The organism is Mycolicibacterium smegmatis, assembly GCF_001457595.1.
GTDB lineage: Bacteria > Actinomycetota > Actinomycetes > Mycobacteriales > Mycobacteriaceae > Mycobacterium > Mycobacterium smegmatis.
Genome location: NZ_LN831039.1, coordinates 2,460,659 through 2,477,279, shown reverse-complemented (window position 1 = coordinate 2,477,279; position 16,621 = coordinate 2,460,659). Strand labels below are relative to the sequence as shown.

Below are 16,621 nucleotides of genomic sequence, written 5' to 3'. Positions count from 1 at the left end.
GGCTTGCTCCTCAATAGCCAGTTGGCGGATACTGGCCTCATTATGAGTAGCCCCATGGTCGCCCGGTCGCTGGATGTGGACCTTTTGGCGCGCGAACTCGGCAACTGGCGGACGTCCAGTCAAACTGGACCGGCGTACCTCGGACTGGCCGATGCCATCCGCCTGCTCATCGTCGACGGGCGCCTGCCCGTGGGGTCGCGTCTGCCCAGCGAGCGTGCGTTGGCCGATGCACTGCGGGTGTCGCGCACCACGGTCACCGCGGCCTTCTCGAAGCTGCGCGAGGACGGCTATCTGCACGCCCGCCGGGGCGCGCGGAGCACCACAGCGCTGCCCGCGCGGCCCGAGGTGCGCATCGAGGCCGCCCAGGCGTCGGTGAACCTGGCCGCGGCCGCACTGGCCGCACCGAGCACCGCTGTGCTCGACGCGTTCGCCGAGGCGGCCAAGGATGTCACCGCATACCTGCAGGGCCCGGGCCACGAGCTCATGGGCGCCGCGCCGCTGCGCGAGGCCATTGCCGAAAGATATTGTCAGCGTGGGCTTCCCACCGATCCGTCGCAGATCATGGTGACCAGCGGTGCACAACACGCGATCGGGCTGATCCTCACCACCCACACCCAGCCCGGCGACCGGGTACTCGTCGAGCAACCGACGTATCACGGTGCGCTGTCGGCGATCTCGACCGCGGGCGCGCGCGCCGTACCGGTCGCGCTCACCGATGCGGGGTGGGAACTCGACGCCTTCCACGCCGCCATCCGGCAACTCGCGCCGAGCCTGGCCTACGTGATCCCCGACAACCACAACCCCACGGGTTTCACGATGGCCCCCGACGACCGAAAGCGGTTGGGACAGATCATCTCCGACACCCGGACGCGCACCATCATCGACGAGTCGATCGCCGACATGTGGGTCGACCACGCACCACCCGAGCCGCTCGCCGCATCCGTCGGCCGCCACGATCTGGTGTTGACGATCGGTTCGATGTCCAAGTCGTTCTGGGGCGGTCTGCGGGTGGGCTGGATCCGCGCCGAGCGCAGCACGCTGGCCACGATCGCCGCGATCCGGCCGTCGGTGGATCTGGGCACGCCGGTCCTCGAACAGCTCACCGCCGCGCGGCTGTTGGCGATGCGCGAACAGATCCTGCGCGAGCGCCGGGAACTGCTGCGCACGCGCAGACAGGCCCTGGTGTCGCTGCTCGCCGAACACCTGCCGGACTGGCAGCCAGGGCCCGGCCGCGGCGGGATGTCGCTGTGGGTGCGGTTGCCCGCCCCGATGAGCACGGCGCTGGCAGCCGCGGCATCACGTATGGGCGTCGATCTGCCGGCGGGTCCGCGGTTCGGGGTCGACGGCACACTGGAGCGCTTCGTGCGCGTGCCCTACGCCCTGCCCGAGCCCCAACTCGCCGAGGCCGTCGAACTGCTGGCGCGCGCGTGGCACAGCATCACGGGCACGATCGGGCCACAGAGTCAGGCGCTGGTGGTCTGATCTAGGGCTGGGTCATCGCGAGGCACGTGCCGTAGTGCTCGATGGTGCACGGCACGCCGTTGACGCTCGGCAACTGGCCCGGCAGGTTCTGGATTTTCGCGCCGCCCGCGCTGGGCGCCATCACCGGAGGCGCCACGCTGCCGCCGCCCGAGCCTTTGATGCACACGCCCTCGAACTTCTCCACGGTGCCCGCCGGGCACCGTTTGGCCTCGGCTGGAGCCGCGACCGCCAGTTGTCCGGCGACCGCCGCGACTGCGAACGCGCCGATCACGACCGCATGCTTCACCGTAATCACGAACTCACCCTACGGCACCGCTGCGACGGTCACGGCACGCGCAAGGGCGTTCATCGAACCCGCAAACCACCGAAGCCGCGCCATCAGCGCGCACGCGCACCGTCAGCAAAAGAAAGGCGAATCTCGGCTAATAATCCGGGATCTCGACGCGGCGCACCACACCGTCGAGCGCATCGGCGGCCTCGATCTCGCCGCGCGTGATGCCCAGGATGAACAGCACGGTGTCCAGGTACGGATGGCTCAGTGACGCGTCGGCCACCTCACGCAGCGCGGGTTTGGCGTTGAACGCCACCCCGAGGCCCGCGGCCGACAGCATGTCGATGTCGTTGGCGCCGTCGCCGACGGCGACGGTCTGCTCCATCGGTACGCCGACCTGCTGGGCGAAGTCCCGCAGCGCCTTGGCCTTGCCCGGCCGGTCCACGACGTCGCCGACGACGCGTCCGGTGAGCTTGCCGTCGACGATCTCCAGTTCGTTGGCCGCGACGTAGTCGAGCATGAGTTCGTGCGCGAGCGGTTCGATGACCTGGCGGAAGCCGCCCGAGACCACACCGCAGTAGTAGCCGAGCCTGCGGAGGGTGCGGATCGTGGTCCGCGCCCCCGGTGTGAGCTCCAACTGCTCGGCGACCTCGTCGAGTACCGAGGCAGGCAGCCCGGCGAGCGTCGCGACCCGGCGGTGCAGGGACTCGGCGAAGTCGAGTTCACCCCGCATCGCGGCCTCGGTCACCTCGGCGACGGCTGCCGCGGCACCGGCGTGCTCGGCCAGCATCTCGATCACCTCACCCTGGATGAGGGTCGAGTCGACGTCGAACACGATGAGCCGCTTGGCCCGTCGTGACAGCGTGTAGTCCTCCAGCGCGATGTCGACGCCCTCGTTCGCGGCGACCGTGGCGAGCGCCTGCTGCAACTGCCCGTAGGCCGCGCCCGCCGGGACCGACACGCGCAGCTCCAGCCCCGTCACCGGGTAGTCGGAGACGCCGCGGATGAAATCGATGTTGACGCCCAGATCGGCCACCGCGCGGGCGACCACCCCGAACGCCTCCGCGGTGATCGGACGGCCCAGCACCACGATCGTGTGGGTTGAGGGCTCACGCATCACCGGCAGGTCGTCGCTGCGTTCGATCGCGACGTCGAGACCCACGCCGTGGATGGCGGCCTCGACGTCGCGTCGCAGATCATCGCCGTCGGCCACGTCGGACGGCGCGGCCACCAGAACGCCCAACGTGAGCCGGCCGCGGATCACGACCTGCTCGACGTTGCGCAGCTCGACCTTGTGCCGGGACAGCACCTCGAACAGTGCCGAGGTGACGCCCGGCTGGTCGACGCCGGTGACGGTGATCAGTAGCGATGAGCGCTCGCGTGCCGAGCTCATCTACAGGTCACCTTCTCAGTTGTTCACCCAGTTGGCGCGAAGGCGTCAGCTGGACTTGTCCGCGGTCTCGAGCTCGGGATGGTGGGCGCGACCCACGTGGGCCTCGGCCCGCATCCGCTCGACCATGTGCGGGTAGTGCAGCTCGAACGCCGGACGCTCCGACCGGATACGCGGCAGCTCGGTGAAGTTGTGCCGCGGCGGCGGGCAGCTGGTGGCCCACTCCAGGGAGTTGCCGTAGCCCCACGGATCGTCGACCGTGACGGGCTCGCCGTAACGCCAGCTCTTGAACACGTTCCACACGAACGGCAGCATCGAGACGCCCAGGATGAACGCACCGACCGTGGAGATCACGTTCAGCGTCGTGAAGCCGTCGGTGGGCAGGTAGTCGGCGTAACGACGCGGCATGCCCTCGTCACCCAGCCAGTGCTGCACCAGGAACGTGGTGTGGAAGCCGATGAACGTCAGCCAGAAGTGCAGCTTGCCCAGGCGCTCGTCGAGCAGGCGGCCCGTCATCTTCGGGAACCAGAAGTAGATGCCCGCGTAGGTGGCGAACACGATGGTGCCGAAGAGCACGTAGTGGAAGTGCGCGATGACGAAGTAGCTGTCGGTCACGTGGAAGTCCAGCGGCGGGCTGGCCAGCAGCACGCCGGACAGGCCGCCCAAGAGGAACGTGATGAGGAAGCCGACCGAGAACAGCATCGGCGTCTCGAACGTCAACTGGCCTTTCCACATCGTGCCGATCCAGTTGAAGAACTTGATACCGGTCGGCACCGCGATCAGGAACGTCATGAACGAGAAGAACGGCAGCAGCACCGCGCCCGTGGCGTACATGTGGTGGGCCCACACGGCGACGGACAGGGCCGCGATGGCCAGCGTGGCGTAGATCAGCGTGGTGTAACCGAAGATCGGCTTGCGGCTGAACACCGGGAAGATCTCGGAGACGATGCCGAAGAACGGCAGCGCGATGATGTACACCTCGGGGTGACCGAAGAACCAGAACAGGTGCTGCCACAGGAGCACGCCGCCGTTGGCGGGGTCGTAGATGTGGGCACCCAGGTGGCGGTCGGCGGCCAGGCCGAACAGCGCCGCGGTCAGGATCGGGAAGGCGATCAGCACCAGGATCGACGTCACCAGGATGTTCCAGGTGAAGATCGGCATCCGGAACATCGTCATGCCCGGTGCGCGCATGCACACCACGGTGGTGATCATGTTCACGCCACCGAGGATGGTGCCCAGACCACCGACGGCCAGGCCCATGATCCACAGGTCACCGCCGGCACCCGGCGAGTGGATCGCGTCGGTCAGCGGCGAGTACGCCGTCCAGCCGAAGTCCGCGGCACCGCCCGGGGTGATGAACCCGGCGATCGCGATCAACGCACCGAACAGGAACAGCCAGAACGACAACGCGTTCAGGCGCGGGAACGCCACGTCCGGCGCGCCGATCTGCAGCGGCAGCACCAGGTTGGCGAAACCGAACACGATCGGCGTCGCATAGAACAGCAGCATGACCGTGCCGTGCATGGTGAACAGCTGGTTGAACTGCTCGTTGGACAGGAACTGCAAGCCCGGCATCGCGAGTTCGGTACGCATGAACAGCGCCATGAGGCCGCCGACCAGGAAGAAGGCGAAGCACACGACGCAGTACATGATGCCGATCAGCTTGTGATCGGTGGTCGTGATGAGCTTGTAGATCAAGTTCCCCTTGGGGCCCATACGTTCCGGAAACGGACGACGTGCCTCGAGTTCTCCGATTGGGGGCGCTTCGGCTACCAAGAGGTCCTCCAAAGATCGTCGGGAATACCCGCTAATTCGAATAAATCCTAGCGCTCTCCGCGCCGCGCGTGCCCGTGGGTCCTACAAACCGTCGTATTCGGCGTGCGGCCACGGCGTGCGGCGTCTCGGCCACTGCGCTGACCTGCAGGAAACGCACACGCAGCCGGGACGCGACGGCGCGGAAAGTTACTGAATGTTACCGTCGCCCGGTGCTGACCTTCCGACCGCTGGTGGGGACGGCGCTGATCGCCGCGGCCGCGTCACTGATCAGTGGCTGCGGTACCTCCGGCGAACAGCCCGTGACGCAGCCGTCCATGACGACCAGCGTGACCAAGATCGCCGACGCGGGTGTCCTCGGCAACCAGCGCAGGCCCGACGAATCGTGCGCACCCGAGCCCGTGGCGGCCGACCCGGCCCCGCGGCGTGTCCGCAACGCGACGGCCGACGGCGCCGACATCGCCGAGACCACCGAGGTCGCCGGCGACCCCCAGCGCATCGTCGTGTTGTCGGGCGACCAACTCGACGCGCTGTGCGCGCTGGGCCTGCAGTCGCGCATCGTCGCCGCGGCGCTGCCCGACGGTTCGGACGCGCAGCCGTCGTATTTGGGCACCGTCGTGCACGACGTCCCTCCCGCCGGTGACCGCGCAGCACCGGACGTCGCGGCGATCAGGGCCGCGGATCCGGACCTGATCCTCGGTTCGGCCGCGCTGACGCCCGGTGCGTTCGGTGAACTGTCGGACATCGCCCCGACGGTGTTCACCGGGACGCCCGGCGCGGCCTGGCGCGACACGCTACGCGCCGTGGGCGCCGCGACCGGGCGCGCGGGCGCGGCCGACGATCTCATCGCCGGGTTCGAGGACGCCGCCCGCAAGACCGGTGAGGACAACGACGCGGCCCACTTCCAGGCGTCGGTGGTGCAGCTGACCGAGAACACCGTGCGGGTGTTCGGCGCCGACAACTTCCCGGGCGACGTGCTCGCGGCCGTGGGCCTGGATCGTCCTGCCGCACAACGGTTCACCGACAAGCCCTATGAGGAGATCCCGGCCGACAGCGACGACTTCTCGATCGCCGACGCCGACATCGTCTACGTGTCGTTCGCCTCACCGGCCGCGCGGGACAAGGCCGACGCGGTCCTCAAGGGTGACGCCTGGCGGAAACTGTCGGCCAACCGCGACAACCGGGTGTTCGTCGTCAACAACGAGGTGTGGCAGACCGGGCAGAACATCGTGGCCGCTCGCGGGATCCTGGACGACCTGCGCTGGGTCAACGCACCGATCAACTAGTCTCACAGGGTGTTCCACGTCCTCACGCTCACGTACCTGAAACCGCTCGACGTCGTCGACCAGACCCGCCCCGCCCACGTGGCGTGGCTGAACGACGAGGTCGCCGCCGGACGCATCCTGCTGGCAGGCCGGCAGGAATCGCAGACCGGCGGTGTGCTGATCACCGGCGACATCAGCGTCGAGGACGCGCAGGCGCTCACCGAAGCCGATCCCTACTCGCAGGCCGGCCTGGTGAGCTACGAGCGCGTCTCGTTCAACGGTTCGATCCGCGCACCCGGTCTCTAGACGGCCGACTCGGAGCGGACTCTCAGGCCCCTGACAGGGAGCACCGTCACAGTCGATATCGGGATTACCGCGCCGTCAATCTCAGTTGCACTCTGTTGTGCCGCGCGACGTGATGCGCGCGGCGGACACCCGTGAACTGGACTAACGTCCCGGGCAGTAATGAAGAATCGACGATAAGAGGTCTGTCATGAGTACCGTTTCCGCGTATGCCGCCACCTCGGCGACCGAACCACTGACCAAGACCACCATCACCCGTCGCGCCGTGGGTCCGCACGATGTTGCGTTCGACATCCACTTCGCAGGCATCTGTCACTCCGACATCCACACCGTCAAGGCCGAGTGGGGCGTCCCGAACTACCCCGTGGTCCCCGGTCACGAGATCGCCGGCGTGGTCACCGAGGTGGGCTCGGAGGTCACCAAGTACAAGGTCGGCGACCGCGTCGGCGTCGGCTGCTTCGTCGACTCCTGCCGAGAGTGCGACAACTGCAAGGCCGGCCTGGAGCAGTACTGCACCGGCACCGGCATGGTCGGCACCTACAACGCGATCGACCGCGACGGCACCCCGACCCACGGCGGTTACAGCGGCGCCATCGTGGTCGACGAGAACTACGTGCTGCGCATCCCCGACAGCCTTCCGCTCGACGCGGCCGCTCCCCTGCTGTGTGCGGGCATCACCACCTATTCCCCGCTGCGGCACTGGAATGCCGGCCCCGGCAAGAAGGTCGCCGTCATCGGGCTCGGCGGCCTCGGCCACGTGGCCGTCAAGCTCGCCAAGGCGATGGGCGCCGATGTCACGGTGCTCAGCCAGTCGCTGAAGAAGATGGAAGACGGCCTGCGCCTGGGCGCCTCGGCCTACTACGCGACGTCCGATCCGGAGACGTTCGACAAGCTCGCCGGGTCGTTCGACCTGATCCTCAACACCGTGTCGGCGAACCTGGACCTCGGTGCCTACCTGGGCCTGCTCAAGCTCGACGGCGCGCTCGTCGAACTCGGCCTGCCCGAGCACCCCATGGAGGTCCCGGCGTTCCCGCTGCTCGCTCAGCGACGCAACCTCACCGGTTCGATGATCGGCGGCATCCCCGAGACCCAGGAGATGCTCGACTTCTGCGCCGAGCACGACGTCCGGCCGGAGATCGAGATCATCACCCCCGACTACATCAACGAGGCCTACGAGCGCGTCCTGGCCAGCGATGTGCGCTACCGCTTCGTGATCGACACCGCGTCGCTGCGTAGCTGACGTCATCCACAAAAGGCAGCCGGCCTCCGGGCCGGCTGCCTTTTGCCGTCACGGGTAACAATCGCGATGAGCGCAACCGGTGACGCGGCGCACCCGCATTGGCAGTCTCGTGCGGTGACCCGTGTGATTCGCTTCAACGCCTTCGACATGAACTGTGTCGCCCATCAATCCCCCGGCCTGTGGCGGCATCCCGAGGACCAGTCCTGGCGGTACAAGGACCTCACCTACTGGACAGAACTCGCAAAGCTGTTGGAGCGCGGCCGATTCGACGGCCTGTTCATCGCCGACGTGCTCGGTACCTACGACGTGTACGGTGGCAGCGACGAGGCCGCGATCCGTCACGCCGCGCAGGTCCCGGTGAACGACCCGATGCTGCTGGTGTCCGGGATGGCGCTGGTCACCGAGCATCTCGGGTTCGGCATCACCACCGGAACCGGTTTCGAGCATCCCTATCCGTTCGCGCGACGGATGTCCACGCTCGACCATCTGACGGGCGGCCGCATCGGCTGGAACGTCGTCACCGGTTACCTGCCCGCCGCGGCCCGCAACATGGGCCAGACCGACCAGCCGGCCCACGACGCGCGCTACGACCACGCCAACGAGTACCTCGAGGTGCTCTACAAGCTGTGGGAGGGCTCATGGGAGGACGACGCGGTGGTGCGCGACCGTGCCCGCGGCGTGTTCACCGACCCGGGCAAGGTGCATCACATCGGCCATGAGGGAACGCATTTCAGCGTTCCCGGCATCCACCTGTCCGAGCCGTCACCGCAGCGCACGCCCGTCATCTACCAGGCCGGCTCGTCGCCGCGCGGTGTCCGCTTCGCCGCGGAGAACGCCGAGGCGATCTTCACCGCGGCTCCCACCAAAGCCCTACTGCGTGAGACGGTCACGACGATCCGCCGTGAGCTCGAGATCGCCGGCCGCGACCCGTACGGCGTGAAGATCTTCAACCTCTCGACGATCATCACAGGCGCCACCGACGAGGAGGCCGCAGCCAAGCTGGCCGAGTACCTGTCCTACGGCGACCCCGAGGGCGCACTGGTGTTCATGTCGGGCTGGATGGGTGTGGACCTGGCCCGCTACGGCCTCGACGAGCCTGTCGGCAATGTCGACTCCAACGCGATCCTGTCCGCGGTCGAGGCGTTCCAGTCCGCCGACCCCGACGGCGGCGAGTGGGCGGTCGGCGACATCGCCGAGTGGGGCAAGATCGGCGGCATGGGCCCGCGCATCGTCGGATCGGGTGAGACCGTCGCCGACACGCTGCAGGAGTGGGTCGAGGAGACCGACGTCGACGGCTTCAACCTGGCGTACGCGATCACGCCGGGATCGTTCGCCGACTTCGTCGACCACGTCGTGCCGGTGCTCACCGCACGCGGCGCCTACCAGGCCGAGTACACCCCCGGCACCCTGCGCCACAAGCTGATCGGTCAAGGCGATCGGCTGGCCGAAGAGCACCGCGGTGCGAGTTACCGTGTCGGGGCCAAGAATTCGACGATCATCGAGCGCCCGTCGACCGTGCCGTCGTCATCGGCGTCCACGGCCGCTCAGCCCACCCGCGGCCGGTAGCGCGGGTAGGTACCCAGCGCGCTGCCCGGCAGCCGAGGGGTGCCGTTACAGGCGCCGAAGGGAAGGCCAGATCGTCGACCACGGCTGTCGTGGATCGACACACTTCCATATCGTCACGTCACGGCTCACCCCCGGGATCCCCAGGCGCGCGTCGGCCCGGCCGACCGGGTCCACGTGCGCACACAACTCGCGAGCCGTATCGGGGTACCGGTCGACGTAGAGCACGGTCGTCGCGTCGTCGGGCGGCGCCCCGAAATATCCCCAACCCCGGCCGGGGCTGTACACGGCAGGCAGATCCCCGTCTGGGTAGTTGTCCAGTGCGCTTGCCTGCCAATATGACTCGGCGATCACGACAGCCCATTCTCGTTCTTCGTCGGTGAGATCGCGGTAGGCGGCGGCGGTTTCTTCGGCGAGCTCCGGCCAGCCGAATCTGCCGTACGTCAAGGTGGCCATTCCGTCGTCGGCCGACACCGGCGGGATATCGCGCTCCGGCTGCCACGGCAGGCTCCACCCGGCCAAGGCCGCAGATGCCGCGATCAGCGGGACCGCGACGATCTTCCGCCGGCGTCGCGGTCCATCGCGGGTGAGCCAGACGGCGCCGGCCGCCATGGCCACCGCATAGACGCCGGCGACGTAGTACGCGCGCCCGCCGAGCACCATGAACACCACGAACGTCAGCACCACGGTCACCCCGACAAAGCGGAACGGCCGCAACGGTTCCCAGCGCAACAGCGCCCACACCCCGCACAGCAGCAGCACACCGCCGAGCAGTCCGGCGATGAACAACGCGAGCGGCACGAACGCAGGCCGACCGCCCACCGTGTCGTTTTCGGCCGCGATCACGCTTCCCATCGCCAGTTGTGGCCAACCATTGCCGGCCTGCCACACCAGCATCGGTATCGTGGTGAGCGCGGCGCCGGCAGCACCGACCCACAAGAATCTGCGGCGCAACAACTCTCGTGGCCCCACCAGCAGGACGCTCAACCCGACGCAGATCCACAGGATGGGGACAAGCCACTTGATCTGCAGGGCAAACGCGGTGGCGACAGCGGCCCACAGCAGCAGGCGGTCGTCGCGGGTGCGTGCCCACCGCACCAGCAGCCAGGTGATCAACACCCACAGCGGGATGTCGAACGAGTTGGTGGCCAGCTGTCCGCCTTGGACCAGCAGAAACGGTGACGTGGCGTATCCGCCGGCGGCGAGCAGCTGCGCACCTCGCCCACCTCCGAATTCGCGGGCGATCTGGGCGCTGATCACGATCGCCGCCGCGGTGGCGAGGACCGCCGGCAGGCGCAGCACGAACAGCGAGCCCGGTGCGACGCTATCGAGGACGTGGGCGATGAGCGGCAGGGCAGGCCCTTGGTCTGCGTAGCCGAAAGACAGTCGCCGCCCCGCGGACAGGAAATACAGCTCGTCGCCGAAGTAGCCATAACGATCGAGGAAGACCAGCAGGGCGATCGAGCTGACCGCGGCGACCGCGCCCACCCCTGCCCGGGCGAACCGTGGCGGGGACGTTTCGATGTCGGCCCCGGTCGTCGTGGTGGTCATCGCGCGGCCGAACTTTGTGTTGGCTGCATGGTCAACAGTTAGCACACCCGGTGACGCCTCGGCCGCACCCGCGAGCACTAGCGCGGGGCCGCCCGGACGTTTGTGGGCTGCTGCCCCAACGTAGACGCAGGCAGCGGCACAGCCGCGACGCCAGGCGTGTGCAGTTGGCCGGCCAGCCATGGCAGGGCCCTGGCGAACGCGGTGTTGGCGAAAACCCAGTCATGCCGCCCCGGTTCGGTGATCACCGAACAGTCGATGGAGACCGCTCTGGCCGCATCGCACAGCGTGACCGCGGCGACGTCCTGCCCTTCCGGATTGGCCGGATCGGGGCCCGCGCCGCGCTGCGCCGCGGGCACCTCGAACCACGCCGTGACATCGGCGGACGGACCGGTGTACGGGCCGTGCCGACCCATGATGGTGACGGGATCGTATGCGGCCCAGGAGGCGACGTCGCCACCCCACAGTCGGCTGATCGTCTGTGCCTTGTCCCCCGCGTTGGGCCGCAGGTCACCGGCGATGTCGACGAACGACCGGAAGACGTCGGGATGCATCAGGGTCAGATCCACCGCGCACGTGCCGCCCATCGACCATCCCGCGATGCCCCAGCCGTCGCGATCCGGCCGCACGCCGAAGTTCGAGACCAGATACGGCACAACATCTTTGACGAGGTGATCGGCCGCGTTGCCCCGCACGCCGTTGACACACTCGGTGTCGTTGGCGAACGAGCCGGTGGCGTCGACGAAGACGAAGACCGGTGCCATCCCGCCGTGCTCGGCGGCGAACCGGTCGATGACCGGCTGCACGTTGCCCGCCCGTAACCAGTCCGCCGGGGTGTTCAGTTGCGAGCCGATCATCATCACCGCCGGAAGCTCCGGCGGCGGACTGCTGGCGAACCAGGCCGGCGGCAGGTAGACGAGTTCCTCGCGGTGGCTGAAGCCTGATACCGCCTCGATGGTCACCGGGACCAGAACCCCACCGGCGGGCCGGAAGTGGGCGAGCTGCATCTTGGTGACGGTCAGCCGGTCCGTCTGGCCCGGCAGCGGACCCGAGGTGAGCTGATTCCACATGGCGTACCCGGTCGGGAAATAGCCGACCCACATATTGAGGGTGAGCCCGCAGGCCAGCAGACACGCCCCGACCGCCGCCACGGAGACGATCCGCCGCCACCACCGCGCACTCATCCAGCCCAGCACCAGGACACCACAGGCCAACACGGTCAGCGCGATCCACACCCACAACCGCGGCGGTCCGGCGTTGCCCGCCACCCCGATCGAATCGATGTACCGATACATCACACCGGCCAGCACGGCGGCCGCGGCGACCAGCGCAGGCAGGATCCGCAACCGCCACCGCCGCGTGCGCCATCCGACGGCAGCCCCCAGCAGCAGTGCCCCGATCAGCTGGACGACGACTGGAAACCAGCCGTCGGTCAGCGGGATCTGCGCTATGAGCTGGTGCATCGTTTATTTGATAGCAGCGCAGGCTGTCAGCTCACTGCGGGGTTCCTGCGTGCACGGCGTGGACCGGGTCTAGAAGTCCCAGTCCTCGTCTTCGGTGTTGACGGCCTTGCCGATCACGTAGCTCGACCCCGAGCCGGAGAAGAAGTCGTGGTTCTCGTCGGCGTTGGGCGCCAGCGCCGAGAGGATCGCCGGGTTGACGTCGGTCTCGTCGCGCGGGAACAGCGCCTCGTAGCCGAGGTTCATCAGGGCCTTGTTGGCGTTGTAGCGCAGGAACTTCTTGACGTCCTCGGTCAGGCCGACGCTGTCGTAGAGGTCCTGGGTGTACTCGACCTCGTTGTCGTAGAGCTCGAAGAGCAGTTCGTAGGTGTAGTCCTTGAGCTCCTGCTTCTTTTCCTCGTCGACGAGGGCGAGCCCGCGCTGGTACTTGTAGCCGATGTAGTAGCCGTGCACGGCCTCGTCGCGGATGATCAGGCGGATCATGTCGGCGGTGTTGGTCAGCTTGGCGCGGCTGGACCAGTACATCGGCAGGTAGAAGCCCGAGTAGAACAGGAAGCTCTCCAGCAGCGTCGAGGCCACCTTGCGCTTGAGCGGCTCGTCGCCGCGGTAGTACTGCATCACGATCGCGGCCTTGCGCTGCAGGTTCGGGTTCTCCTCGGACCAGCGGAACGCGTCGTCGATCTCGGCGGTCGAGCACAGCGTCGAGAAGATGTTGCTGTAGCTCTTGGCGTGCACCGACTCCATGAACGCGATGTTGGTGAGCACGGCCTCCTCGTGCGGGGTGACCGCGTCAGGGATCAGGCTGACCGCGCCGACGGTGCCCTGGATGGTGTCGAGCAGCGTCAGGCCGGTGAACACCCGCATTGTCAGCTGCTTCTCGTTGTCGGTGAGGGTGTGCCAGGACTGGATGTCGTTGGACACCGGCACCTTCTCCGGCAACCAGAAATTGCCGGTGAGCCGGTGCCACACCTCGGCGTCCTTCTCATCCTGGAGCCGGTTCCAGTTGATGGCTGAGACACGGTCGATCAGCTTGATTCCGTCGGACACCCTGGACCCCATTTCACCTGGCTTTTTGAGCAGTCACCGTTCGGCGCTCGGCGACGATACCAACACTACAACTGGTGGGAAAGTTCGCGGCGCTCCCCGAGATGTTGTGGTTGGGCGTGTCGCGTTCACACGCGAACTCCGCAAGCGCGACGTGGCGTTTCACCGTCCGCCGGCGACCTCGCGACGGCGGCTGCCGACGGTGCGCCCGCCCGCGGATCACCCGCGCGCCGCGGCGGAATGCGCGGTCGCGCCGTCGGCCGGCGTCACCCGGGTCAGCAACTCGTCGAGCACCACGAAGTCGAGATACGCCGTCACGCGGGCGACGCGTTCGTCGCGCAGCGTCATCGCCCACACGTAGTCGTTGACGTAGGGCTGCCCGTCACGCGCGGTGGCGGTCCCCCGCCAGAACGCGACCAGCTTGTCCCCCTCGGTGACCAGGTCCCGCACGTCGGCCTGGATCGGGCCGTCGAGGCGGGCCAGGATGGGGCCCGCACCGTCGCGCAGGAATTCCTCGCGGCCGGAGTAGGTGGTCTCCCGACCGGCGCGCGCCACTGTCCATTCGACGTCGTCGGTCAGGATCGAATAGAAGCTGTTCTGGTCCCCGACACCACGCGCGAACGCGTCGCGCACCACCTCGGCGTTGCGTTGCTGCCGGCCGGTGCGGTCCGGCTTCTCCGCATTGCCGTTACCACTGCAGCCGACCGCCATCATGGTTGCCACCGCCGCGATCATCCAGGTCATGTATCTGGCGCCGGCGCGCCACGGTCTCGTCGTCATGACACCGAACGTAGGGACGCGCCGAAGTCCCTGGCAGGACGCAGCACTCCTAGGATCGCGCGAGAACCCGCTGGTCGAGGAACTCGAACTCCGACGGATCGAGGCGGCGCAGCGCCTTCCAGTACTGCCATGTCATGCCGCTCCACAGCGTCCGGTTGACGCCGTGCTCGTCGAGGTACCAGCTCTTGCAACCGCCCGTGTTGAACACCGTGCCGGACAAATCCCGCTGCAACTCGGCGTTGAACGCGTCCTGCGCGCGCCGGGTCGGCGCCAACGCGGCCGCGCCCGCCTTGTCGACGGCGGCGATGGCCTGCCCGACGTAGCGGATCTGCTGCTCGATCATGAACACCACCGAGTTGTGACCCAGCGCGGTGTTCGGCCCCAGCAGGAAGAACAGGTTCGGCATGCCGGCGACGGCGACGCCGCGGTGGGCCTGGATGCCCTCGCGGTTCCAGCGGTCGACCAGGTCTTCGCCGCCGGCACCCTTGATGTCGACGTAGGTGTAGGAGTCGGTCACGTGGAAGCCCGTGGCGTAGACGACGATGTCGACGGGATGCTCGACGCCGTCGTTGGTGACGATGCCGGTCGGCGTCATCCGGGCGATGCCCTCGGTGATCACCTGGGTCTTGGGGTCGGCGATCCCGCGATAGTAGGTGTCGGAGTTGAGGATTCGCTTGCACCCGGCGCGGTAGCTCGGCGTGAGCTTACGCCGCAGCTCGGGGTCCTTGATGCTGCGGTTGATGTTGTAGCGGCCCATCCACTCGCCGATCTTGAGCAGCCGCGGCTCTTTGGTCATCGCGAAGCCGACGCCTTCGTGGATCCAGTAGATGGCCGCGCGCAGCAGCGCGCGGGTGCCGGGGACGTAGTTGAAGACGTTGCGCAGCCATTGCGGGAACGCGTTGTTGACGCGTGGCATCACCCAGGCCGGGGTGCGCTGGTACAGGTGCAGTTCGGCGACGTCCTTGACGATCTCCGGCACGATCTGGATGGCACTGGCGCCGGTGCCGATCACCGCGACGCGCTTACCGCGCAAATCGACGCTGTGGTCCCACTGCGCCGAGTGAAAAGCCGCGCCCGCGAACGACTCCCGGCCTTCGATGTCCGGGATCTGCGGGATGTGCAGACCGCCTGCACCGGACACCAGGAACTGGGCGATGTACTCCTGGCCGGTCTTGGTGAACACATGCCAGCGCAGTTCCTCGTCGTCCCAGTGCGCGCGGTCGACGTGCGAGTTGAAGTGGATGTGACGGCGCAGTCCGTATTTGGCCGTCACGCCCAGCAGGTAGTCCTGGATCTCGGGCTGGAAGGACCACATGTGCTTCCAGTCGGCCTTGGGCTCGAACGAGAACGAGTACATGTGCGACGGGATGTCGCACGCGCATCCCGGGTAGGTGTTGTCGCGCCAGGTGCCGCCGATCTCGTCGGCCTTCTCCAGAATCAGGAAGTCGACGCCACGGCGCTGCAGTTCGATGGCCATGCCCAGCCCGGAGAACCCGGTGCCGATCACCAGGGCGCGGGTCCGGATGGGTTGCTGGTCGGCAGCCGTCATGGTTTCAGGTCCTTTCCTGGGAACGCCGGTACCGGATATTTGCCAGTGTCCGGCGCGGTGGCTGACCTGTCAACGCTCGGACCACCCCGAGAGTTGCGCGATGTGACTGGTGTGACTAACTGGCGCGTTCGCGGCGCTGCACACCCTCGTGCAGGGGCAGATCCGGGTCGATCCGGATGCCCAGCAGCTCGCAGGTGCCGTTGATGGAGCCGACCATGATCGTGGTCAGGTGGTTGACGAACTCGTCTGCGGGCATGCGGCGCGGGCTGTCCTCTTTACTGCCCAGCCACCAGTCCGTGGCCGACGCGGCCGCGCCGAACGTCGCGAACGCGGCCAGTTCGATGGCGGCGCCGTCGAGTTCCATCTCGCGAAGTTCGTGGGAGAACATGTCGGCCATCGCGAGCGTGATGCCGCGGCCCTCGTTGAGCGCGCGCATGGTCGACTCGCTCTGCTCGGCGAACCGCCCCTGGATGAGGAACCGCAGTACGTTGGGATGTTCGTCGACCAATCGCACGTACTGTTCGACGCTGCGACGGATCACCTCGCGGGCCGGATCGGAGGCGAGGTTGATCGACGGGAAGATCGCCGACCACAGCATGTCGCGCAACCGCTCGCCGATCGCCTGGAACAGGTCCGACTTGTCGGTGAAGTGACGGTAGATCTTGGGTTTGGCGGTGCCGGCCTCTTCGGCGATCTCGCGCAAACTCAGCTCGGGGCCCAGCCGGTCGATCGCACGGAACGCGGCGTCGACGATCTCCGAGCGCACCTTTTTACGGTGCTCACGCCAGCGCTCACTGCGGGCGTCAACCTTGACCCCCGGACCGCCGGAATGTGATCTCGACCCTCGCCGCACGCGATTACTGTACTCGCCCTGATAGTGCTGACCTGCTCAGACCGCACACCAACACGCGATCACCCCCGGTGGCCGGTTGTTTTCCCGCCACACTGGCGCG

The 16,621-nt window shown here is 67.5% G+C and carries 14 protein-coding genes; 5 read left to right on the top strand and 9 right to left on the bottom strand.

The features are described from left to right. The first annotated feature begins 42 nt into the window (after window positions 1–42). Window positions 43–1,482, top strand: a complete 1,440-nt coding sequence (gene yczR / locus AT701_RS11750) for a MocR-like transcription factor YczR (RefSeq protein ID WP_011727370.1) — start codon at window positions 43–45, stop codon at window positions 1,480–1,482. 1 nt (window position 1,483) lies between these two features. Here yczR and AT701_RS11745 read toward each other — a convergent pair whose 3' ends face one another. From AT701_RS11745 to ctaD, 3 genes are all read right to left on the bottom strand, one after another. Further along, window positions 1,484–1,777 (bottom strand): hypothetical protein, encoded by a 294-nt coding sequence (locus AT701_RS11745; RefSeq protein WP_036452997.1) that lies wholly within the window; start codon window positions 1,775–1,777, stop codon window positions 1,484–1,486. A gap of 127 nt (window positions 1,778–1,904) precedes the next feature. Beyond that, window positions 1,905–3,146: a phosphoserine phosphatase SerB gene (gene serB / locus AT701_RS11740; RefSeq protein ID WP_003893690.1), complete on the bottom strand. Its 1,242-nt coding sequence runs from the start codon at window positions 3,144–3,146 to the stop codon at window positions 1,905–1,907. Window positions 3,147–3,191: 45 nt separating this feature from the next. Beyond that, complete coding sequence (gene ctaD / locus AT701_RS11735; RefSeq protein WP_029104145.1) at window positions 3,192–4,919, bottom strand: aa3-type cytochrome oxidase subunit I; 1,728 nt, start codon at window positions 4,917–4,919, stop codon at window positions 3,192–3,194. Window positions 4,920–5,128: 209 nt separating this feature from the next. Here ctaD and AT701_RS11730 point away from each other — a divergent pair, with 209 nt between their 5' ends. The 4 genes from AT701_RS11730 to AT701_RS11715 all read left to right on the top strand — a co-directional run bounded on the left by AT701_RS11730 (window position 5,129) and on the right by AT701_RS11715 (window position 9,290). Beyond that, window positions 5,129–6,202 (top strand): ABC transporter substrate-binding protein, encoded by a 1,074-nt coding sequence (locus AT701_RS11730; protein WP_011727368.1) that lies wholly within the window; start codon window positions 5,129–5,131, stop codon window positions 6,200–6,202. 9 nt (window positions 6,203–6,211) lie between these two features. Continuing rightward, a complete protein-coding gene (locus AT701_RS11725) occupies window positions 6,212–6,487 on the top strand; it encodes a YciI family protein (RefSeq protein ID WP_003893687.1) in 276 nt (91 codons plus the stop codon). 187 nt (window positions 6,488–6,674) lie between these two features. Further along, a complete protein-coding gene (locus AT701_RS11720) occupies window positions 6,675–7,724 on the top strand; it encodes an NAD(P)-dependent alcohol dehydrogenase (protein WP_011727367.1) in 1,050 nt (349 codons plus the stop codon). Window positions 7,725–7,838: 114 nt separating this feature from the next. Continuing rightward, window positions 7,839–9,290 (top strand): LLM class flavin-dependent oxidoreductase, encoded by a 1,452-nt coding sequence (locus AT701_RS11715; RefSeq protein ID WP_058125864.1) that lies wholly within the window; start codon window positions 7,839–7,841, stop codon window positions 9,288–9,290. 45 nt (window positions 9,291–9,335) lie between these two features. Here AT701_RS11715 and AT701_RS11710 read toward each other — a convergent pair whose 3' ends face one another. The 6 genes from AT701_RS11710 to AT701_RS11680 all read right to left on the bottom strand — a co-directional run bounded on the left by AT701_RS11710 (window position 9,336) and on the right by AT701_RS11680 (window position 16,521). Then, window positions 9,336–10,838, bottom strand: a complete 1,503-nt coding sequence (locus AT701_RS11710; RefSeq protein WP_042510563.1) for an ArnT family glycosyltransferase — start codon at window positions 10,836–10,838, stop codon at window positions 9,336–9,338. Window positions 10,839–10,915: 77 nt separating this feature from the next. Further along, window positions 10,916–12,298 (bottom strand): alpha/beta hydrolase, encoded by a 1,383-nt coding sequence (locus AT701_RS11705; protein WP_011727365.1) that lies wholly within the window; start codon window positions 12,296–12,298, stop codon window positions 10,916–10,918. A 69-nt stretch (window positions 12,299–12,367) separates the two neighbouring features. Next, entirely contained in the window at window positions 12,368–13,354 is a 987-nt protein-coding gene (gene nrdF, locus AT701_RS11700; RefSeq protein WP_228096884.1) for a class 1b ribonucleoside-diphosphate reductase subunit beta, read from the bottom strand. 204 nt (window positions 13,355–13,558) lie between these two features. Then, window positions 13,559–14,119: a nuclear transport factor 2 family protein gene (locus AT701_RS11690; RefSeq protein ID WP_223495505.1), complete on the bottom strand. Its 561-nt coding sequence runs from the start codon at window positions 14,117–14,119 to the stop codon at window positions 13,559–13,561. A 49-nt stretch (window positions 14,120–14,168) separates the two neighbouring features. Then, window positions 14,169–15,668 carry a flavin-containing monooxygenase gene (locus tag AT701_RS11685; RefSeq protein ID WP_058125863.1) on the bottom strand — a complete coding sequence of 500 codons (1,500 nt, stop codon included), beginning with the start codon at window positions 15,666–15,668 and terminating at the stop codon, window positions 14,169–14,171. A gap of 115 nt (window positions 15,669–15,783) precedes the next feature. Next, the gene (locus AT701_RS11680) at window positions 15,784–16,521 is read right to left on the bottom strand and encodes a TetR/AcrR family transcriptional regulator (RefSeq protein ID WP_011727362.1); all 738 of its coding nucleotides are present in this window, start codon (window positions 16,519–16,521) and stop codon (window positions 15,784–15,786) included. Window positions 16,522–16,621: the final 100 nt, after the last annotated feature.